The organism is Mycobacterium sp. (assembly GCF_032159765.1).
Classification (GTDB): Bacteria; Actinomycetota; Actinomycetes; order Mycobacteriales; family Mycobacteriaceae; genus Mycobacterium.
The window spans coordinates 35,826-62,787 of the sequence record NZ_JAVHWM010000018.1; the positions used below are offsets into that span (position 1 = coordinate 35,826).

Consider the following 26,962-nt stretch of genomic DNA (forward strand, 5'->3'; position numbering starts at 1 on the left):
TGCTCAGCCGACGTAGTTGCCCGGGCTCAATCCTCGCTTGGCCAGCCACGGCACCGGATCGACACGGTTTGTGCCGTTGAGGAGAACCTCGAAATGCAGGTGCGGCCCCGTCGAGTTGCCGCGGTTGCCGATCGTTGCGATCTGGTCGCCCGCCATCACGCGCTCGCCGATGCTGACCGTCCAGGTATTGACATGCCCGTACAGCGTGACGGTGCCGTCAGCGTGGCGCAGCTTGACCCAGGCGCCGTAACCGGCGGTGGGTCCGGCGTCGATCACCACGCCGTCGGTGGCCGCGTAGATCGGCGTTCCGATGGCATTCGCCAGATCGATGCCGCCGTGCAGCACTCCCCAGCGGTATCCGAAGCCTGATGTCCAGATGCCCTTCGTGGGCATCACGTACAGCGGCCGCTGCAGCCTCGCCTCGCGGTCGGCGCGCTCCTGGGCGAAGGCAGCGCCCTTGGCGGCCTCCTCGGAATGAACCGCGGTGCTCGTCGCCGGGGCAACCGACACCAATTGCACTCCGCTGCCGGTTGTTTGGATCGTCGCGCCTTCCAGCGTCGACTGATCGGCGGCGAGCACCGTCTCGCTGGTGTGGGCGTCGGCGTCCTGGACGGCGGCATGCGCCGCGGCCGCCACTGCGCCGGTGGCCATCGCAGCGACCATCAGCCGGCCCTTGGCAACGTTCGCGGAGGTCTGCTCTTTGCGGTGCTGGCCGCGCGACACGGGGGCGCCGGCGACCTCCGGGCGACGCGAGCGCAGTCGGTGCGATGTGGGCGGCCCGGCGGCGAACTCCTCGGGCATCGTCAACCGCAACGGCGTCAGGTTGTCGGTGTCGCTCAGGTCGTCGAGTTCAGGCGCGCGCAACACCTGCGAGTCGGTATCGAACGCGGAATTCCCGTAGAAGTCCAGGTCATCGAGGCTGCCGAACTCATTGAACGGGATGATGTCAGTGACTTCGGGGTCGATCCAACGATGCCGAGAATCCGACGCGCCCCCCTGCGGCGACCGGAAAGAACCGTGCTGCGCCAACCCGAAAGATCCTTAGATGCTGTGACCGAAACGTTATATGGCTCCGGCAGACGTTAACCAACGGCCAAAGTTTCAGCAACCCAGCACTTAATTCCCGCCGGTTTTGTGATCTGAATCACTCGCAATCGCGGTGAAATCGACCACACGAACGCCGGGCGGTGCTCAACCCGCGGGCGTGTCTGGATAAAGTTCCCCGAGCGAACTACGCGAAACCGTCGACGCCGACAGACAGTGAGCCCATGGATCTTTTCGAGTACCAGGCGAAGGAGCTGTTCGCCAAGCACAACGTCCCGACGACGCCGGGCAGGGTCACCACCAGCGCGGAGGACGCCCGCGCCATCGCGGAGGAGATCGGCAAGCCCGTCATGGTGAAGGCGCAGGTCAAGACCGGTGGCCGCGGCAAGGCGGGCGGCGTCAAGTACGCCGCGACGCCTGACGACGCCTACACCCACGCGAAGAACATCCTCGGCCTCGACATCAAGGGCCACATCGTCAAGAAGCTGCTCGTCGCCGAGGCGAGCGACATCGCCGAGGAGTACTACATCTCGTTCCTGCTCGACCGTGCGAACCGCACCTACCTGGCCATGTGCTCGGTCGAAGGCGGCATGGAGATCGAGGAAGTGGCCGCGACGAAGCCGGAACGCCTCGCCAAGGTTCCCGTCAACGCCGTCGACGGTGTCGATCTCGCGTTCGCGCGCTCCATCGCCGAGCAGGGTCACTTGCCCGCCGAGGTGCTCGCCGCCGCCGCGATCACCATCGCCAAGCTGTGGGAAGTCTTCGTTAAGGAGGACGCCACGCTGGTCGAGGTCAACCCGCTGGTGCGCACACCTGACGACCGGATCCTCGCGCTGGACGGCAAGGTCACTCTCGACGCGAACGCCGACTTCCGTCACCCGGAGCACGCCGAGTTCGAGGACCGTGACGCCACCGATCCGCTGGAGCTCAAGGCCAAGGAGAACCACCTCAACTACGTCAAGCTCGACGGTGAGGTGGGGATCATCGGCAACGGTGCCGGTCTGGTGATGTCCACGCTGGACGTGGTCGCCTACGCCGGAGAGAAGCACGGCGGCGTCAAGCCGGCCAACTTCCTCGACATCGGCGGCGGCGCCTCGGCCGAGATCATGGCCGCCGGCCTGGACGTCGTGCTCGGCGACGAGCAGGTCAAGAGCGTGTTCGTGAATGTGTTCGGCGGCATCACCGCGTGCGACGAAGTGGCGAATGGAATCGTCACCGCGCTGAAGATCCTCGGCGACTCCGCGACCAAGCCGCTGGTCGTGCGCCTCGACGGCAACAACGTCATCGAGGGCCGCGCCATTCTGGCCGAGGCGAACCACCCGCTGGTGACGGAGGTCGCCACGATGGACGAGGCCGCCGACAAGGCCGCCGAGCTGGCCGCGAGCGCCTGACCTAAAGGAGAAATGACCCATGTCCATTTTCCTGAACAAGGACTCGAAAGTCATCGTCCAAGGCATCACCGGGGCGGAGGCCACCAAGCACACCGCCCGGATGCTCAAGGCGGGTACGCAAGTGGTCGGCGGTGTGAACGCACGTAAGGCCGGTACTACCGTCACTCATAAAGACAAGGGCGGCAACGATATTGAGCTGCCTGTGTTCGGGACGGTCGTCGAGGCGATGAAAGAGACGGGCGCGAACGTGTCGGTGGTGTTCGTTCCGCCGAAGTTCGCCAAGGACGCGATCATCGAGGCCATCGACGCCGAGATCCCGCTGCTGGTCGTCATCACCGAGGGAATCCCGGTGCAGGACACCGCATATGCGTGGGCCTATAACGTCAGGAGGGGCACGACCCGCATCATCGGCCCGAACTGTCCCGGCATCATCACGCCGGGTGAGGCGCTCGCGGGGATCACCCCCGCAGACATCACGGGTTCGGGCCCGATCGGGCTGGTGTCGAAATCGGGCACCCTGACCTATCAAATGATGTTCGAACTCAACGACTTTGGCTTCTCGACCTCCATCGGTATCGGGGGTGACCCGGTGATCGGCACCACGCACATCGACGCGATCGAAGCGTTCGAGAAGGATCCCGACACGAAGCTGATCGTGATGATCGGCGAGATCGGCGGCGACGCCGAGGAGCGGGCGGCCGACTACATCAAGGCCAACGTGTCCAAGCCGGTGGTGGGCTACGTCGCGGGATTCACTGCGCCGGAAGGCAAGACGATGGGCCACGCGGGCGCCATCGTTTCGGGGTCGTCGGGCACGGCGGCCGCGAAGAAGGAAGCACTCGAGGCCGCAGGCGTCAGGGTCGGCAAGACGCCCTCGGAGACTGCGAACATCGCCAGGGAGATCCTGAAGAACCTCTAACGGCGGGCGGTCAGGTGTACTGCTGCCACCACTTGTAGAGCGCGTCGATGTCGGTGCTGTCTCCGCCTCCGTAGAAGAGCTTCGAGTCGTGGGTCCATAGCAAGGTGTACAAGTCCTGGTTCTTGTACTTCCCGCAGGCGATCTTTCCCTCGTCGACGGTGGGAGTTGAGCGAAGGTGCCACACGGTTGGACTTGGTTCTTGTAATCCGGGGCAGGTCAACATCTCTACGTTGCTGTTGGCGACAACTTTGTCGAATGCTTCGTCGACGGACGATTGATCGGAGAAGGTCAAATACGTGGCTCCTGACGGGCCGCCTGTCATCGTGTTTTGCCCGCAGTCCAGCCGGGCCACGCCGCCTGGTCCCTGCGGGTTGCCGCTGCGGCATGCGCTTTCTGTGTATCCCTGCGGCAGCATCTCGCGTAGCTCAGCCTCGCCGCCGGGGACGACGGTCGGTGGCTCCGAGGACGACGGGGTGCTCGTCGACGTCCGCGTCGTGCTCGACGTCGACGTGCCCTTGCTTGCCGTGGACGAGCCGCCGCCTGATGGCCGGACCACGAGCCAGATGACCAACCCCACGATCGCCGCGGCCGCGATCGCTCCGACGCTCAGCGCAATCCACTTTCCACGGTTGGGAGCTTGCGGCGGAGCGGGCGGTTGCCATGACGGCATCGACGGCTGACTCGGCGGCGAGTACGACGGGGGAGGAGGCGCCGGCGGCTGCAGGTGCGGCACCGTGGCCATCGGCGGAATCGACGCGGTCTCGCTCTCGGAGGGCGGTGGTGCGGGCGGCGGCAGCTCCTCGGTTTGCGCCAGCAGCTCGTCGATCTCGCTGGCCGTGGTGAAGGTGACATCCGGTCGGCGTCGCAAATTGCGCAGGACGTGCCGGATGTCGCTGACGACACTGGGATCCGTCTCGTTGGCCAACGACGAGCGAAGCTCCATGACGATCCTGGACTGCTCGGTGGGCGACACCGACTCCGCATCGATGGTGGCTCCGATTCGTTGCAGGTACTCGTAGGGCACCGGCGGCGGCTCGGGCAGCGGATCAGGTAGGTCCGAACGCTCGGCGGCCTTGGCCCTCAGCGAGGTGATCAGCTTGATGCTGCTCTGCGCGTTCGGCGTGCGGTAGTCGAGGATGTTGGTGAATGTTGGGTCGACGAGGTACCAGTCTGTCTCGCCGATCTGCACCGGCAGGATCGGCAATCCAAGTGCCTTGGCGTAATCCAGCTCGGAGCGGCACGGATTGGAGTTGCGTGAGTTGTTCGACAGGGCGACGACGAACACCGCGCACTCGCGGATCTGCCTGAGGATCTCGTCCCACCATGCCTGTCCGCCGCTGAGTTTCTTGTCGAGCCATACGGTTTCGTTCGCGGCTTCCAGATGTTCGACCAGGGTGCTGACCGCATCGCCGTCACGGCTGGAGTGACTAATGAACACCGACATCGTTAACTCGCCCCTCGTCAGCGCAGGATCTACGTGACCAGATGGTAGCGGTCGTGCCGGTGTCAGACGGCGGCCGCGAGCTTGTCCGCCAGTCTGGCGATGTAGGCCGCGATCTCGTCCTCGGCGCAATCGGGGAGCCCGAACAGCACCTCGGTCACGCCCAGGTCGGCCCAGCGGGCCAGCTTCTCGGCGTCCGGCTTGAAGTCGAGCGCGACGATCTGCGGAGCACCCTCTCGTCCGGCGTCCGACCAGATCTGGTTCAGAAGGCGCACGGGTTCGTCGATGTCGAAGTCGCGCGGTGTGGTGATCCAGCCGTCGGCGCTGCGCGCAATCCACTTGAAGTTCTTCTCGTTTCCGGCCGCCCCCACGAGCACCGGAATGTGCGACTGAACAGGTTTCGGCCATGCCCAGCTCGGCCCGAAGGAGACGAACTCGCCGTCGTAGGCGGCCTCCTCCTGCGTCCACAGCGCCCGCATCGCCTCGAGGTATTCACGCAGCATCGTCCGCCGCTTGCCTGCAGGCACCCCGTGATCGGCGAGTTCGTCTGTGTTCCAACCGAATCCGACACCCACGCTGATGCGGCCATTGGTGAGGTGATCCAGAGTCGCTATCGACTTGGCCAGCGTGATCGGGTCGTGCTCGACGGGCAACGCGACGGCAGTCGACAACCGGATCCGCGAAGTGACCGCCGACGCGGCCCCGAGGCTGACCCAGGGGTCCAGTGTGCGCATGTAGCGGTCGTCGGGCAACGACGCGTCGCCGGTCGTCGGGTGGGCCGCCTCGCGCTTCACCGGTATGTGGGTGTGTTCGGGGACATAGAACGTGTGGAAGCCGTGGTCCTCTGCGAGCTTGGCCGCTGCCGCGGGCGCGATACCCCGGTCGCTGGTGAACAGAACGATCCCGTAGTCCATCCCGGAATTAGAACGTGTTTCAGTCTTGAAGTGCAAGGCGGCCCTCACGGCCTCGCGACAGCCGCCGTCGCCGGGGATCGCTCAGTCCAGTGCGCTAGCGTGGTGCCGACGACTGATCCGATGCCTACCGCACGGGAGATGCCATGACCTATCCCTCAGGGGGGCCCGGGTACCCGGGCGCGCAGCAGCCGGGTGCGCAGACACCCACAACCCAGCTGCCGGCGGTCGACGCCGGACCGAGCAAGCTACCCGTGTATCTGCTCGTCGGCGTGGCGATCCTGGGCCTGGCCGCCTATCTCTTGAATTTCGGGCCGATCTGGAAGGGAGACGCGGGCGCCGGCGCCACCGTGACGCTCGGCGTGATAGCCGCGTTGTTCGCCGGGCTGTTCGCGGTCGTCGGACTGCTGCCCAAGCAGAGCAAATACACCGGCGTGATCACCGTGATCGCGGTTGTCGGGTTCCTGCTGACGATCTACGACCTCATCAGCCACGCGAAGGTTGCGGGCTGGGCGTTGATCGTGATCGTCGTCGTGGCGGCGCTGCAGACAGTGCTGGCGATCGCGGCCCTGCTGCTGGACGCCGGCGTGATCTCGCCGCCTGCGCCGCGGCCCAGGTACGACCCCTACCAGCAATACGGTGGGTATTACATGCAGCCCGGCCAGCAACCGCAATTCATCCAGCCGCAGGGCGTACCGCAGCAGGCGGGCGCGGCCACGCAGAGTTTCAGCCAGCCACAGGGCTTCCCGCCCTATGGCGTGCCCGGTGGTCCTTCGACGGGTCCCTTCCCGGCGGCTCAGCCAGCCGGTGCGCCGACCGGATTTGCCGGCGGCCCGGCGGGCGGCGGATTCCCGCCGCACGGGCACGCCTCTGGTCCTCCCACCCCGCCGACCGGCTTCCCCACCTATGCGCCGCCGCCCAGTCAGCCTGCGGGTCAAGACCAACAGCCGCCGGTGCCTTCGCACGATCAGCCCACCCAAGAGGTGCGGCTCGAGCCGAAGCCCAGCGAATCGCCCGCATCGCCGCCAGCGTAGAAAGGCATTCGTAGCGCTTGGCCGGAAAGCCCCTGATGGACCGCAACCGGGCAGCGGGACCGCGGCAGGGCCGAGACCTGCTCACCGTTGCCTTCGGTCCGTCGCTGGTCGCGCTGCTGGTGATCGCCGCCGTCGTCCTGATCCAGCTGGTCGTCGCCAACAGTGATCTGACGGGCGCGATGGGCGCGATCGCGAGCCTATGGCTCGGCGTCCATCAGGTTCCGGTCACCATTGCAGGCCACGAGCTTTCGGTGATGCCGCTGCTGCCGGTGCTCGCCATGGTGTGGGGTACCGCACGCACCACCGCGCGTGCGACACCGGCCGACAGCTCGTGGTTCGTCATTCGCTGGATCGTCGCCGCTTCATTGGGTGGCCCGCTGCTGATGACCGCGATCGCACTAGCCGTGATCCACGACGCCGGGTCGGTGCTGACCGAGCTTCAGACCCCAAATGCGTTGCGTGCCTTCGGAGGAGTGCTGGCAGTTCACGCGATCGGCGCGGCCCTCGGAGTCGTCTCCCGAACCCGGGACCGCGTCATGCACGACGCGAAAGTGCCGGTGTGGGTGGGCGACTCGGTGCGTGCCGCCGCAGCCGGAGTATGCGCGCTGCTTGGCCTGTCCGGTGTGATCACGACCGTCTCCCTCGTCGTGCACTGGGCCGCCATGCATGACGCGTACGCGGTCACCGACTCCTTGTTCGGGCAGTTGAGCCTCACCCTGCTCGCCATCCTGTACATCCCCAACGTGATCGTGGGTGCCGCCGCCGTCGCGGTGGGATCGAGCGTTCATGTCGGGATCGCGACGTTCTCCGCGTTCACGGTCTATGGCGGCGACATTCCCGCGGTGCCGGTGCTGGCCGCGGCTCCGCCGCCGCCGCTGGGCCCGATCTGGGTGATCCTGCTCATCGCGGCTGCCGCGTCCGCGGTGGCACTCGGCCAGCAGTGTGCGCGCCGCCCGTTGCCGGTGACGACCGCGTTGGCAAAGCTGGTGCTCGCTGCCCTGATCTCGGCGCTCGTGTTGGCTGTGCTGGGATACGCGGCCGGCGGCCGGCTGGGCAACTTCGGCGAGGTCGGCGTCGATCAAAGCACCTTCGGGCCGGCGGTGTTCGTCTGGTTCGCCGGAATCGGCGCGCTGACCGTCGCAATGTCGGGCGGCATCGTCCGGCCGCCTCGCCGCCGCCGCGTGCCTGACGCCGAGGAGGACCGCGACGTCGCCGAGACGACTGACAAGGCGCCCGCGGCTGAGGAAGGCACGCCCGTGGCGACCGACGAGGCGCCCGCGGCCGAGGAAAGCACGCCTGTGGCGACTGACGAGGCGCCCGTTGCTGACGAAAGCGCGCCGGTGGGCGACGACGGCACGCGCGTGGCTGACGACAGCACGCCCGAGTCCTCCGACTAGGCTGCCAGCGTGAAACAGCCGCTGCGCGTGCCTCCCACCGCGCCGGCGCGGATCGTGGTCCTGGCCTCGGGTACCGGATCGCTGCTCACTTCACTGCTGAACACGGCCTGCGGTGATTACCCCGGTCGGGTGGTGGCCGTCGGTGTCGATCGAGACTGCCCCGCCGTCGACATCGCGACGGCAGCGGAGGTGCCGGCGTACACGGTCCGGCTCAAGGACCACGCCGATCGCGCCGCGTGGGACACGGCACTGACCGAGGCCACCTCGGCGCACCGACCAGACCTCGTGGTGTCGGCTGGATTCATGAAACTACTTGGCCCGCGATTCCTTTCCCGCTACCTCGGCCGGATAGTGAACACGCATCCCGCGTTGCTTCCAGCTTTCCCCGGCGCGCACGCGGTGCCGGAGTCACTCGACTACGGAGTGAAGGTCACCGGCTGCACGGTGCACCTCGTCGATGCGGGGATGGACACCGGACCGATCCTCGCGCAGGAGGTCGTCGCCGTCCTGGACGACGACGACGAGGCGGCGTTGCACGAACGAATCAAGGTCGTCGAAAGACGGCTGCTGGCAGAGGTGATCGCCGACGTGGCCACCCGCGGCGTGACCTGGACGGGACGAAAGGCGACGATAGGATGACAGGACGCGGACGCGAGGAGCAAGACAGCACGAAGCGGCCGATTAATCGCGCAATGGTCAGTGTCTACGACAAGACCGGACTTCCTGAGCTGGCCCGCGGACTGCACGATGCGGGCGTAGAGCTGGTCTCTACTGGTTCAACCGCGAAAACAATTGCTGGCGAGGGAATTCCCGTCTCGCCGGTCGAGTCCGTGACGGGGTTCCCGGAGATTCTGGAGGGCAGAGTCAAGACCCTGCACCCCGCAGTGCACGCGGGCCTGCTGGCCGACTCCCGCAAGCCTGACCACCTCGAAGCTCTTCGGGCGCTTGGCATTGCGCCGTTCGACCTCGTGGTGGTGAATCTGTACCCGTTCTCCGAGACTGTCGCATCCGGCGCAGACGTCGACGAGTGCGTCGAGCAGATCGACATCGGCGGCCCGGCGATGGTGCGCGCTGCCGCGAAGAACCATCCCACCGTCGCGGTCGTGACCGACCCGCGTGGCTACGATGGCGTGCTCGCCGCTGTGCGAAACGGCGGGTTCACTCTCGACGAGCGGAAGAGACTGGCGGCGTTGGCATTTCGCCACACCGCCGAGTACGACGTAGCGGTGGCGACGTGGATGGGCTCCACGCTGGCACCGCAGGATCCGCCGCAGCCGTTGCCGTCGTGGTTTGCGGGAGCGTGGCGGCGATCTGCCGTGTTGCGATACGGCGAGAACCCGCATCAGAAGGCCGCGCTCTATCTTGACGATTCGGCTTGGCCCGGGCTGGCGCAGGCCGAACAGCTGCACGGAAAAGAGATGTCTTACAACAACTTCACGGATGCCGACGCCGCGTGGCGAGCCGCATTCGACCATGAGGAGACGTGCGTGGCCATCATCAAGCACGCGAACCCGTGCGGCATCGCGATCTCGTCGGTCTCGGTTGCCGACGCGCACCGCAAGGCGCACGCTTGCGATCCGGTGAGCGCATTCGGCGGCGTGATCGCGTCGAACACCGCGGTCAGCGTCGAGATGGCCGAGACCGTCGCCGACATCTTCACTGAGGTCATCATCGCGCCGGCCTACGAACAGGGCGCCGTCGACGTGCTCGCACGCAAGAAGAACATCCGCGTGCTCGTCGCGTCCGAGCCGTTGGTCGACGGTGTCGAGTTCAAGCAGATCAGCGGCGGAGTGCTGATGCAGCAGCGCGATGCGCTGGACGCCCCGGGCGACGACGCCGCCAACTGGCAGTTGGTGGCGGGAGATCCCGCCGACCCAGAGACGCTGACCGACCTGAAGTTCGCGTGGCGCAGCGCTCGCGCGGTCAAGTCGAACGCGATCGTGATCGTTACCGGCGGCGCCACGGTCGGTGTGGGGATGGGTCAGGTGAATCGCGTCGACGCTGCCCGCCTCGCGGTGGAGCGCGCGGGTGATCGGGTCAAGGGGGCAGTGGCCGCCTCGGACGCGTTCTTCCCCTTCCCCGACGGGCTGGAGACGCTGACGGAAGCAGGTGTCAAGGCGATCGTCCATCCGGGCGGATCCGTGCGCGACGACGTTGTGACCGACGCTGCGACCAGGGCCGGGGTGACGCTGTACCTCACCGGCGCAAGGCATTTCGCGCACTGAACGCGCGCTGCCCACTCTGAGGTACCAATTGTATATTGCAACCGGTTGCATTCTGCTATTAGAATGCGAACTGCGGCATGTCGGATCGCCGAGCACCGGCCTCGCGAATCTGAAGTCTGTGCGATTCGTTTCGGCGTGTCGCCGCAGAGGATTCAGATTCGCGGGCTAGGCCCGTCGGGAAAGGAATTGCTATGGCCCTATTACGACGGCGTCACCGCATCCGTCCAGACGCTCTGCCGCCATCCCACGCGAGCCGCGGCGGAGGATGGGGAGTTGCGCCCACGGACAGTTACCAACCCCTGACGAATTCTGATCGCTGGATCGGCCGCGCACTGGCGGCGCTTGTGCTGGCCGCGGTGGTGGCTCTGGTCGTTGTCTTAGCGGTCTTTTCGTACTAGAACATTCAGCCGGCTTCAGATCACTGACCTTGGGGTATGCGCACTCCACGGCCAGTGAATTCGCGGGCGGTATCGATTTGGAGGCGGGCTTGTGGGTAACGAAGGACGTTCACCGTGCCCGATCAACCTTGCGGTCGAGATACTCGGCGACAAGTGGTCGCTAGTTGTCCTGCGAGACATCATGTTCGCCGACCGGCGGCATTTCCGGGACCTGCTGCAAAGCTCGGAGGAAGGCATCGCTTCAAACATATTGGCAGCCCGGCTTCAAGCCCTCGTCGACCACGGTCTGGTGACGAGAACCGATGATCCCGCTCATAAGCAAAGGGTCATCTACAACTTGACGGAGTCCGCGATTCAGCTGTTGCCGTTGATGATTCAGCTCGGCGCCTGGGGCACGAGGCACACACCCTCTGCGCCCGAGTTCGGACTCCGGTTCGAGACTCTCGAAAATAAGGGCCCCCAGCTCTGGGATCAGCTGATGAACGAACTACGCCGCCGGCATCTTGATCAAGCGAGCGCACGCTGACACCAAATTCTGCGCTGACCAGCAGGGGCCACAGCGAAGCTCCAGGCACCATGGAGGTGTGGGAGTGATGCGCGCGGTATGGGCATGGGCCCTCGTCGGCGTCCTCGCCCTCGTGGCGGCGTGCGGCTGCCAGGATTCGCGCAATGAGGCCGCTGCCGGCTCACGCGACGACCGCACGTCAAGCGTTCACAACAGCCAGGACGTCATGTTCGCAGTACACATGATTCCCCACCATCAGCAAGCACTCGACATGGCGGACATGGTGCCCTCGCGCACCGGCAACGAGAAGCTGAAGACGGCGGCGATCCACATCAAGACCGATCAACGCGCGGAGATCAGCTTGCTGACGGACTTCCTTCACCAGTGGGGCGAACCGGACCCCGCGCCCATGCCGACGACGATGGAGGGAATGGTCGATCCCGCCACGATGAGTCGGCTTCAGACGCTGTCCGGTACTGATTTCGACTCGTTGTGGATCACGTCGATGATCAGCCATCACCAGGGCGCCGTCACGATGGCGGAAGCCGAGCTCGCGCACGGCCAAAGCCCAGAGGCGATGAAGACGGCCCAGCTGATGATCACGGCGCAGAAGCGAGAAATCTCGTACCTGACCGACCTCATAGCCGTGCCGATGTGAACACTTCGCCAAGCAGTCGTAACGTGAAGTGGTGACCCACTCGAAAGAACTCCCGCGCACGCTCGGCGAGCTGCGCGCGTCAGGCCACCGCGAGCGTGCCGTCAAAGAAGAGATCCGCGAGAACCTGCTCGCCGCGCTCGCCGAGGGTCGCGACGTCTGGACCGGGATATTCGGTTTCGACGACACCGTGCTTCCGCAGCTCGAACGTGCGCTGATCGCCGGGCACGACTTCGTCCTTCTTGGCGAGCGCGGGCAGGGCAAGACACGGCTGCTGCGATCGCTGGTGGGCTTGCTGGACGAGTGGACGCCGGTGATCGCCGGCGCCGAGTTGGGCGAGCACCCGTATCACCCGATCACCCCGGGCTCGATCCGCAGAGCCGCCGAACTCGGTGACGAGCTGCCGGTGGACTGGAGGCACCGCAGCGAGCGCTACACCGAGAAACTCGCCACCCCGGACACCAGCGTGGCGGACCTGGTCGGCGACATCGACCCGATCAAGGTGGCCGAGGGCCGCAGTCTTGGTGACCCCGAGACCATCGCGTACGGACTGGTGCCGCGTGCGCACCGGGGCATCGTCGCGGTGAACGAGCTTCCCGACCTTGCGGAGCGGATCCAGGTCTCGATGCTGAACGTGATGGAGGAACGCGATATTCAGGTACGCGGCTACACGTTGCGGCTGCCGCTGGACGTGTTGGTGGCCGCCAGCGCGAACCCCGAGGATTACACCAACCGCGGCCGCATCATCACCCCGCTGAAGGACCGGTTCGGCGCCGAAATCCGCACGCACTACCCGCTGGAGCTCGACGCCGAGGTGGACGTGATCCGCCAGGAGGCCCATCTGGCGGCTGAGGTGCCCGAGTACCTGCTGCAGATCCTCGCCCGGTTCGCCCGCTATCTGCGTGAATCCCGTTCGATCGACCAGCGGTCCGGGGTGTCGGCGCGCTTCGCGATCGCGGCGGCAGAGACCGTCGCCGCGTCGGCGCGTCATCGCGGTGCCGTTCTCGGAGAAGAAGATCCGGTCGCCCGGGTCGTCGATCTGGAGACCGTGATCGACGTGCTGCGGGGCAAGCTGGAGTTCGAGTCCGGAGAGGAAGGCCGCGAACAGGCGGTGCTTGAACATCTGCTTCGGCGGGCGACCGCGGACACTGCGCAGAAACTGTTGGGCGGCATCGACGTCGGGCCGATCGTCGCCGCCGTCGAGCACGGCTCACCCGTCACCACCGGTGAGCGGGTCTCGGCACGAGACGTCCTGGCTGCTGTGCCCGAGGTTGCGGCCGTCGCCGCGATTCAGCAGCGCCTGCACGCCAAGTCCGACGGACAGCGCGCTGCCGCAATCGAATTGGCGCTGGAAGCGCTCTATCTGGCCAAGCGGATCGACAAGGTCAGCGGTGACGGAGAGACCGTCTATGGCTAGGCCTGCAAGGAGGCACGGCCGGTCTTCGATTTACTCCCCGTACACCGGCGGCCCCGATCCGTTGGCACCGCCGGTCGACCTGCGCGACGCGCTGGAGCAGATTGGTCGCGACGTCATGGACGGCACGTCACCGCGGCGTGCCCTGTCGGAGCTGTTGCGGCGCGGCACCAAGGACATGCGCGGCGCCGACCGGCTGGCCGCCGAAGCGAATCGTCGACGCCGAGAGTTGTTGAGCCAGCACAACCTTGACGGCACCCTGCAGGAGGTCAAGCGCCTGCTCGATGAGGCGGTGCTGGCCGAACGCAAGGAACTGGCGCGAGCGCTCGACGACGACGCACGGTTCGCGGAGATGCGGATCGAATCGTTGCCGCCGTCGCCGGCGAAGGCGGTGCAGGAGCTCGCCGACTACGAGTGGCGCAGCGAAGAAGCCCGCGAAAAGTACGACCAGATCAAGGATTTGCTCGGCCGGGAGATGCTCGATCAGCGGTTCGCTGGCATGAAAGAGGCGCTGGAAAACGCCACCGACGAGGACCGCCAGCGCGTCAACGACATGCTCGACGATCTCAACGACCTGCTCGACAAGCACGCCCGAGGCGAGGACACCCAGCAGGATTTCGAGGATTTCATGTCCAAGCACGGCGAGTTCTTCCCGGAGAACCCGCGCAACGTGGACGAGCTGATCGATTCGCTGGCCCAACGGGCGGCTGCCGCTCAGCGGTTTCGTAACAGCTTGAGCCCCGACCAGCGCGCCGAGCTGGATGCACTGGCGCAGCAGGCCTTTGGGTCGCCGTCCCTGATGAACGCACTGAACCGGCTTGACGGGCATCTGCAGGCTGCGCGGCCGGGCGAGGACTGGTCGGGGTCGTCGCGGTTCTCCGGGGACGACCCGCTGGGCATGGGTGCGGGCGCACAGGCGCTGTCGGACATCGCCGAATTGGAGCAGCTGGCCGAGGCGCTGTCGCAAAGCTACGCCGGCGCGACGATGGACGACGTCGACCTGGAGATGCTTGCCCGTCAGCTCGGCGACGAAGCCGCGGTCGACGCCCAGACACTGGCAGAGCTGGAGAAGGCGCTGCTGAATCAGGGCTTCCTTGACCGCGGCTCCGACGGCCAATGGCGGTTGTCACCAAAAGCCATGCGGCAGTTGGGTCAAGCCGCGCTGCGCGACGTCGCGCAGCAGTTGTCCGGCCGCCGCGGCGAGCGTGAGACACAGCGCGCGGGCGCGGCGGGTGAGTTGACCGGGGCGACCCGGCCATGGCAGTTCGGCGACACCGAGCCATGGAATGTCACCCGCACGCTGACGAACGCCGTGTTACGCGAGGCCGGAACCAATGCGGGCGGCGGCGCGATCCGGATCACCGTCGACGACGTCGAGGTCTCCGAAACCGAGACGCGCACACAGGCCGTCGTGGCCCTGCTCGTCGACACCTCGTTCTCGATGGTGATGGAGAATCGGTGGTTGCCGATGAAGCGCACTGCGTTGGCGCTGAATCACCTTGTCAGCACCCGTTTTCGCTCCGACGCACTGCAGATCATCGCGTTCGGCCGTTATGCGCGAACACTCTCCGCCGCTGAACTGACCGGCCTGGAAGGCGTTTACGAGCAGGGCACCAACCTGCATCACGCGCTGGCGCTGGCCGGAAGGCACCTTCGCCGTCACCCCAGTGCTCAGCCCGTCGTGCTGGTGGTCACCGACGGCGAGCCGACGGCTCACCTCGAGAGCGGGCTGGGCCGTAGCGACGAGCCCGCCCAGGTGTTCTTCGACTATCCGCCGCATCCGCGGACGATCGCGCACACTGTGCGCGGATTCGACGACATGGCGCGCCTCGGCGCGCAGGTGACGATCTTCCGCCTCGGCAACGACCCCGGCCTGGCCCGCTTCATCGACCAAGTCGCACGGCGGGTGGGAGGCCGCGTCGTGGTTCCCGATCTGGACGGGCTGGGCGCCGCGGTGGTCGGCGACTACCTGCGGTCACGCCGCCGCTAGCTTTCTCCCGCGAGCGTGCGTGTCTACGGCCGACACGCCAGGAAAGTCCACGAGTACACGCACTCTCGGCAGCGACGAACTTCGCTGCGTCCACTCCTCGCGAGCGTGCGGAGACTCGGCTAATCAGCCGGCGTGTCGCCCGCAGACACGCACGCTCGCGCTAACCGGTGAGCCCTCACGACGGGAACGGCGCGGCCCGCACGGCAAGCGTCATCCCGCATCGCCTCAGCAGGTCGAATCGACCACCGGGCACCGCGGTGGCCTCGGCGCGCACCGCCGCGATCAGCTCGGCCTTGAACCCGTCGCGCGGATAACGCCGGACGACCTCGGAGCGGACTTCGGAGGTGATGTCCCAACTTCGCAGCCCGGCTCCGTCGACCATCGCGCCCCACTGCAGATACGTGCCCAGCGGTCCGTCGCGCTCGATGGTCGCGCCGGGAGTGGTGTGGACGCAGATCGCGTCGGCAAGTTGGTGTGCCCGCTGCGGGTCTGCGCCGGCGGCGACGGCAGCGGCCGACGTCCGCTCAGCGCTGCGCGCCGTGAAGTCCTCGCCCGGCGTCGGGTTGATGATTCCGTAATCGTGTAGGAGCGCACCGCAGTAGAACAATTCACGGTCGAGTGGTGTGCCGTCGACAACAGCAAGCGCATTGCCGAACAACCAAGTTCGGTACGAGTGGCCGATCCAACCTTGCGGCAACTCGGCGCAGGCCTCCTCCGCCTCGCGCGCGAACCGGGTGTCGGGCACTGCGAACGCGTCGAGGTCGACGTCGGCCGCGCCCGGCGGCACGGAGCCGAACATCAGTTTCGTGCGACCGACGACGTTCTCCCATTGCCCTCTGGCAATGGCAGCGAGCAACCGGGCGCGTTCCCGCCGGGTCAGCTTTCCGTGGGTTCTTCGGACCCACTCCAGACCCCCGAGCCGGTTCGGATCCGCATCGATTCCGGCCGCCATCGCCGGATTAGTCCTCGGAGTGCTTGCGGTGCTTGCGCTTTACGCCGACCCTGCCCCACAGCGAGAAGCCCCGCACGACCACATGGGGAGCACCCGGCATCCCGGCGCCGTTCGTGTCTGCGCCGAACATCCCCATGACCCCGACGCCGTGCACGTCGACGTTGACTTCCGGTGGCACCAGGATGGTCTGGCCGCCCATGATCGCGTACGACTTGATCTCGACCTCGGAACTGGTGAAATCGGCATATCGCAGGTCGACGACGCCGCCGCCCCACAGCGCGAAGGTGGTCAGGTGGCGGGGCACGTTCCAACGTCCCCGGCGCTCGAACCCGCTCATGATGGCAAGCAGCACCGTCGACGGCGCGGGCCGGACCGAGCCTCGACGCGGCATCGCAGCTCCGGGCAGATCGCCGCTGAGCTCATCAAGTTCGATGCAGGTCTTGGCGGCATAGGCCTTGGCCAGCCGCTCCTCGTACTCGCTCATCTCGAGCTTGCCCTGTGCTGCGGCATCCGTCAGCAACTGCGCGACCCGGATCCGGTCGGTGTCGGCGGCCCGCGTCTCTGCGTTCCGCTGAGGCATATTGCTCGTCATCAACTATCGAGCCTACGACGCGAACGTAACGTTGCCCAGGTAACCTCCAAGATCGAGGTAGGCACACCCCTGACGTCGCAATATCCGCCGGATCGTGCGGACGTCGAACCGTTAGCCCGCGAGGTACCTTGCCGCGTGCGGAGGACACGGCCATCGTCGCCGTGCGCGTCACGGCCAGCAAACGCCGGCGAGTGTTCAGCCCAGATGCGCGGACAACAGCCAGCCGGACATCGATTTGCGCCCGTTCGGCTCGTCTTGCAGCTCGACGCCCACGATCGCGCCAAATCCCTCGGGCACGTTTGCGTGGATCCGGGCCGGCCTGATCTCGTCGACCGTCCAGTACTTCGACACCACGTCGCGCAGCTCGGGTTCGGTCACGGGATTGGCCGGGCCGTTGGGCATGCCTGCCCGGTCGAAGACGAGCGCGAAGTACGACGCACCCGGCGCCGCCGCTCGCACGATCGAACGTTGGTACCCGTCGCGTAATTCGACCGGGATGGAGTGGAAAAGCGTGCTGTCGACGATCGTGCCGAATCTGCCGTCGTAGCCGCCGAAGGCGCTGATATCGGCGACCTCGAACGTCGCATTCGCAAGGCCGCGGCTCGCGGCCTCTGCGCGGGCGAGGTCGATGGCAGTCGGCGAAAGGTCAAGTCCGACAGTGGTGTAGCCCGATCCGGCGAGGTGCAGCGAAACCGCGGCCTCGCCGCAGCCGACGTCGAGCACGTCACCGTGGAACTTGCCCGCGTCGATCAGGGCGGCAAGCTCGGGTTGCGGCTCGCCGATGCTCCATGGCGGGCGAACGCCCACTCCGAGTTCAGGGGCCTCGCCACGATAGGCGGAATCGAAATCCATGTCATTCGGTGCAGTGGTCATACGTCATGCATATCAACCGCCTTGATATATGTCAATATGGTTGATATGGATCTGGATGAGGAGCCGCTTGGATACCTGATGCACCGGATCATGTCCGAGCTGCGCCCTGCGGTCACCGCGGAGCTACGGCCGTTCGAGCTGGGATTGCCGGACTTCGTCTGCCTGCGGATCCTGTCGATGTCGCCCGGTCGGTCGAATGCCGAACTGGCGCGCGACACGAACGTCTCGCCGCAAGCCATGAACAACGTGCTGCGCGCTCTACAAGAGCGGGGCGTGGTGGCCCGGCCCGCCAGCGTGGCCTCGGGGCGCGCGCTGCCCGCGCAGCTCACTGCGAAAGGCAAAGCGTTGTTGCAGCGCGCCGAGCATGCCGTTCGCGTCGCCGATCAGCGGGTTCTGGACAAACTCACGGCCGCCGAACAGCGGCAGCTGAAGCGGCTGCTTGCCGCCGCGACGCGCGGCACCGACGTTCCGCGGTGTGGATGACGGCGGCGCCTGTCCTATTGGCTCAGCGCTTTGGCCTTCAGTGAGTCGAACTCCTGCTGGGTGATCGTGCCGCCGTCGAGCAGGGCCTTGGCGTCAGTGATCTCCTGCGCGGGCGACCGGCCGGCAGCCTGGCGGATGTAGTCGTCGGTGTCTTTCTTCGCGGAGGACGCGGCTTCGCGGGCGCGCAGTGCCATACCGTCGCCTCTGGCGATCAGGTACACCAGCGCCGTCAGGTAGGGCAGCACGATCAGGAAGATCACCCAGATCGCCTTGACCACACCAGAGGTCTTATGGTCACGCCAGAACAGGTCGACGATGATGCTGAAAAGGATCATCAGGTACGCGATGAACGCGAAGATGACGACCGTCGACCACAGAAAATGCCAGAACGTGTCCCACATGATGCGGCTACTCCTTAACCGTTAGTCGGCGCAACAGCCTCGCTGCCGGCGACAGCTTACGTCAACGGCACATGGCGCGGTCAGGCTTTGGTGGCTGTTTCGTTCCGTATCAGCAGTTTTGGCAGCAGCAAAGTCGCGAACGCTGTGACGAGCCACACCAAAACCGTTGCTGCGGCCCACGATCCCAAGCCGCTGATATTGAGCCCATTGGTGAAAACGTGCGCAAGGATCAGCGCGAGCAGTGTCGATATCAAGCCCACGCCGCCGAGCAGAGCGGAGGCGTAGCGACGAGCGAGCTTGGTGACGAGCGGAGCGAGCAGGGCTTGTGCGACCGAGAAGACAACGACGGCCACGATGAAGCCGGGCACCGTCATCGACATACCCTCGACCAGCCACCAGGCTACGAGCAAGCCGATCGCCGATGATCCCAGAAACACCAGGGTCCGGAGGAGCAGGCGCTTCATATCGATGATGGTAGACCGCCATTGGTGCAACGATGAGTAACATGCGCGCATTCGCCTGTCCGGTCTGCGTCCGGTTCATCCCCTTTGAGGCCGAGCATTGCCCGAACTGTTTGACCGAGTTGGGATTTGACCTCTCCAGCAAATCGATGATCGCTCTAATGTTGGGTGGTGCGACGGTTAATGGACGGGCGATGGTCCGGTGCACCAAGGCGGACAGTCTCGGGTGCAATTGGCTGGTATGGCAGGACGAGATCGAAGCGGGCAGTCGTGGTCGCTGCCTGGCCGACTCACTGATCCGGCGTGAACCCGACGCCGACGACACGATCGCCGTCGAGAAGTTGGTGCCGACCGCGACCGCGCTGCGGCGGCTGGTCTACCAACTCGTGCATCTTCACCTGCCCATCAAGCCGCATTGGCAGCAGGCCGGTGGCCTCGCCTTCGACCTGGTGTCGAGTTACAGCGGCACCGAACGCGTCGTGATCGGGCACGCGAACGGCGTGATCACGATCGACCTCGTGGAGTCACTTGACGCGTACCGAGAGTCGCTGCGGGTGCGGCTCGGTGAGCCGTACCGGACGATGCTCGGTCATTTCCGTCACGAGGTTGGCCATTACTACCAGCACGTGTTGATCGAAACCGGCGCGGGCGCTGACCGATATCTCGACGACTGCCGCAGCCTGTTCGGCGACGAGCGGGCCGACTACGCAGCAGAGATCGAGCGGCACTACAAATTCGGCGCACCCGGGAATTGGCGCGACTCATACATTTCCGAGTACGCGACGATGCACCCGTGGGAGGACTTCGCGGAGTGCTTCGCGCATTTTCTGCACATCACCGACACGATCGATACCTCACGCGAGGCGGGCCTGGTGCTGCGCGCTGACAAGGTACGGTTCTCGTTCCCCCACGATCTCGACTTGCTTCCCTCATACGTCAACGAGCCCATCGAGCGACTTCTCTATGACTGGAAGTGGTTGTCGCTGTTGTACAACCGGGTCAACACCGCGATGGGAAGAACCCACTCTACCCATTCGAGATCCCGCCGCCGGTCGTGGGCAAGCTCGGGTTCGTGCAGCGTGTGTTGCGTGAGTCGGCTAGCTCATCATGAGCCTGCGTCGGGCGCCCAACTCGGCGGTCTCTTCTGGAGGAACGCCGTCATGCCTTCGCGTGCTTCGTCGGAAGCGAACAGCCGCGCGGACACAGCACCGAGATCGTCTGCCTGCCGGTCGAATTGGTCAAGGATCACGGCCGTGGTGAGCGCCTTCGACTCGCGCAAGCCCTGTGGCGATCCCTTGCCGAGCTCGGCGGTGATCGCGTCGACGGCGGAGGGCACATCGTCGGTGGCGACGGTCACCAGCCCGATCCGCTCTGCCTCGTCGGCGCCGAACTTCTCACCGGTCAGGTAGTAGCGGCCGATCGAGCGGGGAGTCATCTTCGGCAGCAAGGTGAGCGAAATGATGGCCGGCGCAACGCCGATGCGAGCCTCGGTGAGCGCGAACGTGCTGTTGCGGCCCGCGACGACGATGTCGCAGGCACCGACGAGCCCGAAGCCGCCGGCGCGAACGTGCCCGTCGATTGCGCCGACCACCGGCAGCGGCAACTCGAGGATCGCGCGCAGCAGATCCGTCATCTGCTGGGTGCGCCGGGTCGGTCCGACACCGGACGTCGCCTCCGACATGTCCGCGCCCGCGCAGAACGTTCCGCCGGTGTGGCCCAGCACCACCGCGCGGATCTTCGGGTCGGCGGCGGCGTCTCGTAAGCCTTGGTGCACCTGCTCGACGAGCGCCGTGGACAGCGCGTTGCGGTTGTGCGGCGAATTCAGCGTGACGCGCGCCGTGGACCCGTCGACCGCATAGTCGACGACGCGGACGCGAGGAGCAGAACGGTCCACGGACATCAGTACGACCGAGGCAGGCCGAGCGACGTCTGCGCGACGAAGTTCAACACCATCTCGCGGCTCACTGGGGCGATGCGGGCCAGACGTGACGCGGTCAGCGCTGCCGCGATGCCGTACTCCTTGGTCAGCCCGTTGCCCCCCAGCGACTGCACCGCTTGGTCGACGGCGCGCGTGGATGCTTCGGCGGCGGCGTACTTGGCGATGTTGGCCGCCTCGGCGGCCCCACTGTCGTCGCCGGCGTCGTACAGGGTGGCCGCCTTCTGCATCATCAACTTTGCGAGCTCGATCTCGATGTAGTTCTGCGCCAACGGATGTGAGAGCCCCTGGTGCGCACCGATCGGCGTCTTCCACACCTGCCGGGTCTTGGCGTAGTCGACGGCCTTGTCGAGCGCGAAGCGGCCCATGCCCACTGCGCTGGCCGACCCCATGATGCGTTCGGGATTCAGGCCGGCGAACAGCTGCGCGATCGCGGCGTCTTCCGATCCGACCAGGGCGTCGGCGGGCAGGCGCACATTGTCGATGAACACCTGGAACTGGCGCTCGGGGCTGACCAGTTCCATTTCGATTGGCGTGTAAGTGAACCCGGGGGTGTCGGTGGGCACGATGAACAGCGCCGGCCGCAGATTGCCGGTCTTCGCCTCTTCGCTGCGGCTGACCACCAGGACCGCCTGCGACTGGTCGACGCCGGAGATGTAGACCTTCTGGCCGTTCAGGATCCAGTCACTGCCATCGCGACGGGCCGTGGTGGTGATGCGGTGCGAGTTCGACCCGGCATCGGGTTCGGTGATCGCGAACGCCATCGTGATAGAGCCGTCGGCGATACCGGGGATCCAGCGCTTCTTCTGGTCCTCAGTACCGAACTTGCTGATGATCGTGCCGTTGATGGCAGGCGACACGACCATGAGCAGCAGCGCACACCCCTGCGCGGACATCTCCTCCATCACGATCGCGAGTTCGTACATGCCGGCCCCGCCACCGCCGTACTCCTCTGGCAGGTTGACCCCGAGGAAGCCGAGTTTTCCTGTCTCCTGCCATAATTCGTCGGTGTGCTGGCCGGAACGCGCCTTCCCCAGGTAGTAGTCCTGGCCGTAGTTCGCGGCCATCGCGGCCACCGCTTTGCGCAGGGCCTGCCGTTCCGTGTTCTCGACGAACGCGTTCTCGGTCATGTGTTCTCCTCTTGCTCGACGCGGGCGAGCACCGCCCCCAGTTCGACCTGTTGTCCGACTTTGACATTGAGTTCGACGACGACGCCGTCCTTGGGTGCGTTGACGGCGTGTTCCATCTTCATCGCTTCCATCCACACGAGTGGCTGTCCCGCCTTCACGGTGTCGCCGACTTCGGCGCCGACGCGGCTGACGGCGCCGGGCATCGGGGCCACGAGCGAGCCGGGTTGCAGGGACGCGCCGGGGTCAGGGAAGCGCGGCACGACCGTCAAATGCACGGGGCCGTCGGCAGAGTCGACGAACACGTCGTCGCCGTAGCGCGCGACATCGAAGGGCCTGTCCACTCCGATGTCGGTTTTGCTCCTCGCGTCCGCACCGACGCGCAGCACCACCTCCTCAGGCGTCGCCGACACCTGCGCGACATCAGGGGCATCGGCGACGTGGAGTGCACCGCGGTCAAAGCGGTAGCGCACCTCGTGCTCGGTGCCGGCGTCGTCGGCGTACGACTTGATCTGAAAGCCGGACGTCAAATTGCGCCATCCAGAAGGTATTCCGCCGAAGACCTTGGCGGTCGTGCGATTGCGGGCTGCCTCGGCGAGGGCGGCGGCCAGCGCCGACCTCCACACGGTGTCCGTGTCGGCGAGCGGACGGCTGAGCATCGCGAGGTCGTGGGTGTCGAAGAACGCAGTGTCCGTATCCCCCGCGAGGAACGCCGGGTGGTGTAGGACATTCACCAGCAGGTCACGGTTCGTGCGCACGCCGTGGATGCGCGCGCGGACAAGTGCGTCGGCAAGGAGCGCGGCGGCCTGATCGCGCGTGGAAGCGTACGAGATCACCTTGGCCAACATGGGGTCGTAGTGCACCGACGCCACGGATCCATCGACCACGCCGGAGTCCACCCGCACGCCTGCGCGCAACAGTGGTTCGAAGGTGGCGGCAACGTTCGGAATCGCGAACGCGTGCATGGCGCCAGCCTGCGGTTGCCAGTTGTGTGCGGGGTCTTCTGCGTAGAGGCGTGCTTCGATCGAATATCCATGCGCTTCAGGGGGGTGCGGCTCAAGACGTCGTTCCTCGGCGATTTGAATCTGCAGCTCCACGAGGTCCAGTCCGGTCACGCATTCGGTCACGGGATGCTCCACCTGCAGCCGGGTGTTCATCTCCAGGAAGTAGAAGGACCCGTCCTCGTCTGCGAGGAACTCGACGGTGCCCGCACCCGCGTAACTGATCGCAGTGGCCGCCCTGCGCGCGGCATCGAACAGCTTGTCGCGCATGCCCGCAATGCGCTCGACCAACGGGGAGGGCGACTCCTCGATGACCTTCTGGTGCCGACGCTGGATCGAGCATTCGCGTTCGCCGACGGCCCACACGACCCCATGTGCGTCGGCCATCACCTGAACCTCGATGTGCCGCCCGCGGGGCAGGTAGCGCTCGCAGAACACCGTGTCGTCACCGAACGCCGACGCCGCCTCGCGCTGAGCGGCCGCAACCTCGGTTGCCAGCGAGGGCAATTCGGTGACCACCCGCATGCCGCGGCCGCCGCCTCCGGCCGAGGCCTTGACGAGTACGGGTAGTTGCGACTCCGTCACGGTCGCGGGATCGAGTTCCTCCAGCACCGGTACGCCCGCGGCGGCCATGATCTTCTTCGCCTCGATCTTGCTTCCCATCGCGGCGACGGCGGATACCGGCGGCCCAATCCATGTCAGCCCCGCATCTTGAACTGCTGCCGCGAAATCTGCGCTCTCGGAGAGGAATCCATAGCCGGGGTGGATCGCGTCAGCGCCGGCTGCCTTCGCGGCATCCACGAGCGCCGCGGCATCGAGGTACCCGCGCGTGCCGGGCAGCAGTACGCGGGCGTCGGCTTCAGCCACGTGCGGCGCCCCAGCGTCGGGTTCGGTGTACACCGCAACGGTGCCGATGCCAAGCCGCCGGCACGTCGCGAACACGCGCCGTGCGATCTCTGCCCGGTTGGCCACCAGTATTCGTGTGATCACTCAGGCCATCTCCTCTTCGCGCAAGCGCTCATCGCTGGCCATCTCCTCTTCGCGCAAGCGCTCATCGCTACATCCGGAAGACGCCGAAGTTGGTCGTGCCTTCGATCGGCGCATTGGCAATGGCAGACAGGCACATTCCGAGGACCGTTCGGGTGTCGCGCGGGTCGATCACTCCGTCGTCATAAAGCATTCCGGAGAGGACCATCGGGAACGACTCCGCCTCGATCTGGGCTTCGACCGCGGCCTTCATCGCTGCGTCGGCCTCCTCGTCGACCTGCTCGCCGCGCGCCTCGGCGGCGGCACGGCTGACGATCGACAGCACACCAGCCAGTTGCGCGCCGCCCATCACTGCGGATTTGGCACTCGGCCACGCGAACAGAAAGCGTGGATCGTAGGCGCGTCCGCACATGCCGTAGTGCCCGGCGCCGTAGGAAGCGCCGATCAGCAGCGAGATGTGAGGCACCGTCGAGTTCGACACGGCGTTGATCATCATCGAGCCGTGCTTGATCATCCCTCCCTCTTCGTACTTCTTGCCCACCATGTAGCCGGTGGTGTTGTGCAGGAATAGAAGTGGCGTGTTGGACCGGTTGGCGAGCTGGATGAACTGGGTGGCCTTTTGCGACTCTTCACTGAACAGCACGCCGCGGGCGTTGGCCAGGATGCCGATCGGGTAGCCGTGCACCCGCGCCCAGCCAGTCACCAGGGACGAGCCGTACAGCGCCTTGAACTCGTCGAAGTCCGAACCGTCGACGATTCTGGTGATCACCTCGCGGGGATCGAACGGGATCCGCAGATCCGGCGGCACCACACCGAGCAGCTCCTCGGGGTCGGCCAGCGGGTCGGCGAGGGGTGCGGGCGCCGGGCCGAGCTTCTGCCAGTTCAGCCGTGCCACGATGCGCCGCCCGATCCGTATCGCGTCGGGCTCGTCGACAGCGAAGTAGTCCGCGAGACCCGATGTGCGCGCGTGCATTTCGGCGCCACCGAGCGACTCATCGTCGGATTCCTCACCCGTGGCCATCTTCACCAGTGGCGGTCCGGCGAGGAATACCTTCGAGCGTTCCTTGATCATCACCACGTGGTCGGACATTCCCGGGATGTACGCGCCGCCGGCGGTGGAGTTGCCGAACACCAGCGCGATGGTCGGGATGCCCGCCGCGGACAGCCGCGTCAGGTCGCGGAACATCTGCCCGCCGGGGACGAAGATCTCCTTTTGCGTGGGCAGGTCGGCACCGCCGGATTCCACCAGTGAAATCACCGGCAGGCGGTTCTCGAGCGCAATCTTGTTGGCGCGCAGAATCTTCCGCAGCGTCCACGGGTTGCTGGTGCCGCCTTTGACCGTCGGATCGTTGGCCACCACCAGGCATTCGACGCCTTCGACCGCACCGATTCCCACCACCGCCGACGCGCCCACTGCGAACGGGGTGCCGTACGCCGCCAACGGGCTCAGCTCGAGGAACGGTGAATCAGGATCGAGCAGCAGCTCGATCCGTTCGCGCGCCGTGAGCTTGCCGCGCGCGTGGTGGCGCTCAGCGTATTTGGGTCCGCCGCCGGCCAGGGCCTTGGCGTGCTCGGCATCGATCTCGGCAAGCTTGGCCGTCATCGCGGCGGCGGATTCCTGATATTCCGTCCCCCGCGTGTCCAGCGTGGACCGCAGCACCGTCATGACTGGTATCCGAGGATCTTGGCGGCCAGCGCGGTCAGGATTTCGGTTGTACCGCCGCCGATTCCGAGGATGCGCATGTCCCGGTACTGCCTTTCGACCTCGGCTTCGGCCATGTATCCGAGCCCGCCGAACAGCTGCACGGCCTGATGCGCCACCCATTCCCCGGCCTCGACGGCCGTGTTCTTCGCGAAGCACACCTGGGGAATCAGGTCGGCCTCACCGGCCTCTGTTGTGCTCCTCGCGTCCGCGGCGAGTTGACGCTCGACCACGTTGCGCGTGTACACCCGCGCGACGTCGATACGCCGGGCCATGTCAGCAAGTGTGTTCTGCACCGACTGCCGTGAAATCAAGGGCCGGCCAAATGTTTCCCTGTTCCGGCACCACTCGGCGGTGATGTCAAGGCAGCGCTGCGCACTCGAATACGCCTGTGCTGCAAGGCCCACGCGCTCGGAGACGAACGCCGCGGCGATCTGGACGAACCCGGTGTTCTCGGCTCCCACCAGGTTCGCGGCCGGAACACGGACGTCGGCATAGGACAGCTCGGCGGTGTCGGATGACCGCCAGCCCATCTTGTCGAGTTTGCGGCTGACCTCGAAACCCGGTGTGCCCTTTTCCACGACGAGCAGCGATACGCCGGCCGCGCCGGGCCCGCCGGTGCGGACCGCGGTGACGACGTAGTCGGCGCGCACACCGGACGTGATGTACGTCTTGGAGCCGTTGACGATGTAGTCGCCGCCGTCGCGCTTGGCCGAGGTCCGCAGGTGGCCGACGTCGGACCCGCCGTCGGGCTCCGTGATGGCCAGCGACCCGATCAGCTGCCCGCGCAGCGTCGGGCGTACGAAGCGCTCGATGAGCCGTTCGTCGCCGGAGGCGATCATGTGGGGCACCGCGATACCACAGGTGAACAGCGAGGCGAACACGCCGCCCGGTGCCCCCGAGTTGTGCATCTCCTCGCAGATGATCAGCGAGTCCGCGCCGTCGCCGCCACCGCCGCCGACGGCTTCGGGAAGACCGGCACCGAGGAGTCCGGCCTCACCGGCCCGCAGGTGCAGCTCGCGGGGCAATTCGCCGATGCGTTCCCACTCGTCGATGTGGGGGAGCACCTCGCGTTCTGCAAACGCCCGCACGGACTTTCGTAGCTGCTCCCGCTCGGGGGTCG

At 66.1% G+C, this 26,962-nt stretch carries 24 protein-coding genes and 1 pseudogene; 12 read left to right on the forward strand and 13 right to left on the reverse strand.

The genetic code is table 11. The annotated features are described in order from the left end of the window. Positions 1 to 3 precede the first annotated feature (3 nt). Positions 4 to 1,029 carry a M23 family metallopeptidase gene (locus QOH60_RS02125; protein WP_526416595.1) on the reverse strand — a complete coding sequence of 342 codons (1,026 nt, stop codon included), beginning with the start codon at positions 1,027 to 1,029 and terminating at the stop codon, positions 4 to 6. A gap of 239 nt (positions 1,030 to 1,268) precedes the next feature. On the opposite strand from QOH60_RS02125, the gene sucC reads away from it, so the two are divergent. Beyond that, complete coding sequence (gene sucC, locus QOH60_RS02130; RefSeq protein ID WP_526416597.1) at positions 1,269 to 2,435, forward strand: ADP-forming succinate--CoA ligase subunit beta; 1,167 nt, start codon at positions 1,269 to 1,271, stop codon at positions 2,433 to 2,435. Between the two features lie 19 nt (positions 2,436 to 2,454). Then, entirely contained in the window at positions 2,455 to 3,354 is a 900-nt protein-coding gene (sucD, locus tag QOH60_RS02135) for a succinate--CoA ligase subunit alpha (protein ID WP_526416599.1), read from the forward strand. Positions 3,355 to 3,364: 10 nt separating this feature from the next. Here sucD and QOH60_RS02140 read toward each other — a convergent pair whose 3' ends face one another. Beyond that, the gene (locus QOH60_RS02140; protein ID WP_526416601.1) at positions 3,365 to 4,798 is read right to left on the reverse strand and encodes a TIR domain-containing protein; all 1,434 of its coding nucleotides are present in this window, start codon (positions 4,796 to 4,798) and stop codon (positions 3,365 to 3,367) included. Positions 4,799 to 4,860: 62 nt separating this feature from the next. Beyond that, positions 4,861 to 5,709: an LLM class F420-dependent oxidoreductase gene (locus QOH60_RS02145; RefSeq protein WP_526416603.1), complete on the reverse strand. Its 849-nt coding sequence runs from the start codon at positions 5,707 to 5,709 to the stop codon at positions 4,861 to 4,863. A 143-nt stretch (positions 5,710 to 5,852) separates the two neighbouring features. Between QOH60_RS02145 and QOH60_RS02150 the strand changes: the two genes are divergently transcribed. The 8 genes from QOH60_RS02150 (at position 5,853) to QOH60_RS02185 (ending at position 15,324) form a co-directional block, all read left to right on the forward strand. Next, the gene (locus QOH60_RS02150) at positions 5,853 to 6,740 is read left to right on the forward strand and encodes a DUF5336 domain-containing protein (protein ID WP_526416605.1); all 888 of its coding nucleotides are present in this window, start codon (positions 5,853 to 5,855) and stop codon (positions 6,738 to 6,740) included. 35 nt (positions 6,741 to 6,775) lie between these two features. Continuing rightward, positions 6,776 to 8,137: a cell division protein PerM gene (locus tag QOH60_RS02155; RefSeq protein WP_526416607.1), complete on the forward strand. Its 1,362-nt coding sequence runs from the start codon at positions 6,776 to 6,778 to the stop codon at positions 8,135 to 8,137. Between the two features lie 9 nt (positions 8,138 to 8,146). Beyond that, a complete protein-coding gene (gene purN / locus QOH60_RS02160) occupies positions 8,147 to 8,776 on the forward strand; it encodes a phosphoribosylglycinamide formyltransferase (RefSeq protein ID WP_526416609.1) in 630 nt (209 codons plus the stop codon). Continuing rightward, positions 8,773 to 10,362 carry a bifunctional phosphoribosylaminoimidazolecarboxamide formyltransferase/IMP cyclohydrolase gene (gene purH, locus QOH60_RS02165; protein ID WP_526416611.1) on the forward strand — a complete coding sequence of 530 codons (1,590 nt, stop codon included), beginning with the start codon at positions 8,773 to 8,775 and terminating at the stop codon, positions 10,360 to 10,362. Before purN ends, purH begins: the two co-directional genes overlap by 4 nt. 489 nt (positions 10,363 to 10,851) lie before the next feature. Beyond that, positions 10,852 to 11,286, forward strand: a complete 435-nt coding sequence (locus QOH60_RS02170) for a winged helix-turn-helix transcriptional regulator (protein WP_526416613.1) — start codon at positions 10,852 to 10,854, stop codon at positions 11,284 to 11,286. A gap of 67 nt (positions 11,287 to 11,353) precedes the next feature. After that, on the forward strand, positions 11,354 to 11,923 hold the full coding sequence (locus QOH60_RS02175; RefSeq protein WP_526416645.1) for a DUF305 domain-containing protein: 570 nt from the start codon (positions 11,354 to 11,356) through the stop codon (positions 11,921 to 11,923). Between the two features lie 31 nt (positions 11,924 to 11,954). Next, positions 11,955 to 13,337, forward strand: coding sequence for a sigma 54-interacting transcriptional regulator (locus QOH60_RS02180; protein WP_526416615.1), 1,383 nt, complete (start codon positions 11,955 to 11,957; stop codon positions 13,335 to 13,337). Continuing rightward, complete coding sequence (locus QOH60_RS02185; protein ID WP_526416617.1) at positions 13,330 to 15,324, forward strand: vWA domain-containing protein; 1,995 nt, start codon at positions 13,330 to 13,332, stop codon at positions 15,322 to 15,324. The genes QOH60_RS02180 and QOH60_RS02185 overlap by 8 nt, the downstream gene beginning before the upstream one ends. A gap of 175 nt (positions 15,325 to 15,499) precedes the next feature. Here the strand turns inward: QOH60_RS02185 and QOH60_RS02190 are convergent, their stop codons facing one another. The 3 genes from QOH60_RS02190 to QOH60_RS02200 all read right to left on the reverse strand — a co-directional run bounded on the left by QOH60_RS02190 (position 15,500) and on the right by QOH60_RS02200 (position 17,741). Then, complete coding sequence (locus tag QOH60_RS02190) at positions 15,500 to 16,276, reverse strand: HD domain-containing protein (RefSeq protein WP_526416619.1); 777 nt, start codon at positions 16,274 to 16,276, stop codon at positions 15,500 to 15,502. Between the two features lie 7 nt (positions 16,277 to 16,283). Next, the gene (locus QOH60_RS02195) at positions 16,284 to 16,868 is read right to left on the reverse strand and encodes a DUF1707 domain-containing protein (protein ID WP_526416621.1); all 585 of its coding nucleotides are present in this window, start codon (positions 16,866 to 16,868) and stop codon (positions 16,284 to 16,286) included. Positions 16,869 to 17,063: 195 nt separating this feature from the next. Next, positions 17,064 to 17,741, reverse strand: coding sequence for a class I SAM-dependent methyltransferase (locus QOH60_RS02200; RefSeq protein WP_526416623.1), 678 nt, complete (start codon positions 17,739 to 17,741; stop codon positions 17,064 to 17,066). Positions 17,742 to 17,777: 36 nt separating this feature from the next. On the opposite strand from QOH60_RS02200, the gene QOH60_RS02205 reads away from it, so the two are divergent. Beyond that, positions 17,778 to 18,224 carry a MarR family winged helix-turn-helix transcriptional regulator gene (locus QOH60_RS02205; protein WP_526416625.1) on the forward strand — a complete coding sequence of 149 codons (447 nt, stop codon included), beginning with the start codon at positions 17,778 to 17,780 and terminating at the stop codon, positions 18,222 to 18,224. Positions 18,225 to 18,238: 14 nt separating this feature from the next. Here QOH60_RS02205 and QOH60_RS02210 read toward each other — a convergent pair whose 3' ends face one another. Further along, positions 18,239 to 18,625 (reverse strand): PLDc N-terminal domain-containing protein, encoded by a 387-nt coding sequence (locus tag QOH60_RS02210; protein WP_526416627.1) that lies wholly within the window; start codon positions 18,623 to 18,625, stop codon positions 18,239 to 18,241. Between the two features lie 80 nt (positions 18,626 to 18,705). Then, positions 18,706 to 19,089 (reverse strand): hypothetical protein, encoded by a 384-nt coding sequence (locus QOH60_RS02215; RefSeq protein ID WP_526416629.1) that lies wholly within the window; start codon positions 19,087 to 19,089, stop codon positions 18,706 to 18,708. 41 nt (positions 19,090 to 19,130) lie between these two features. On the opposite strand from QOH60_RS02215, the pseudogene QOH60_RS02220 reads away from it, so the two are divergent. Then, positions 19,131 to 20,197, forward strand: a pseudogene (locus QOH60_RS02220) (zinc-binding metallopeptidase family protein). On the opposite strand, the gene QOH60_RS02225 reads toward QOH60_RS02220, so the two are convergent. The 5 genes from QOH60_RS02225 to QOH60_RS02245 all read right to left on the reverse strand — a co-directional run. Continuing rightward, positions 20,192 to 20,986: an enoyl-CoA hydratase family protein gene (locus tag QOH60_RS02225; RefSeq protein WP_526416631.1), complete on the reverse strand. Its 795-nt coding sequence runs from the start codon at positions 20,984 to 20,986 to the stop codon at positions 20,192 to 20,194. The pseudogene QOH60_RS02220 and the gene QOH60_RS02225 overlap by 6 nt on opposite strands. Next, on the reverse strand, positions 20,986 to 22,152 hold the full coding sequence (locus tag QOH60_RS02230) for an acyl-CoA dehydrogenase family protein (protein WP_526416633.1): 1,167 nt from the start codon (positions 22,150 to 22,152) through the stop codon (positions 20,986 to 20,988). The genes QOH60_RS02225 and QOH60_RS02230 overlap by 1 nt, the downstream gene beginning before the upstream one ends. Further along, entirely contained in the window at positions 22,149 to 24,140 is a 1,992-nt protein-coding gene (locus QOH60_RS02235; RefSeq protein ID WP_526416635.1) for an acetyl/propionyl/methylcrotonyl-CoA carboxylase subunit alpha, read from the reverse strand. The genes QOH60_RS02230 and QOH60_RS02235 overlap by 4 nt, the downstream gene beginning before the upstream one ends. A 67-nt stretch (positions 24,141 to 24,207) precedes the next feature. Further along, positions 24,208 to 25,797, reverse strand: coding sequence for an acyl-CoA carboxylase subunit beta (locus QOH60_RS02240; RefSeq protein ID WP_526416647.1), 1,590 nt, complete (start codon positions 25,795 to 25,797; stop codon positions 24,208 to 24,210). Between the two features lie 2 nt (positions 25,798 to 25,799). Then, positions 25,800 to 26,962 (reverse strand): acyl-CoA dehydrogenase family protein (locus tag QOH60_RS02245; protein WP_526416637.1); only part of this gene is annotated, 1,163 nt, incomplete at its 5' end.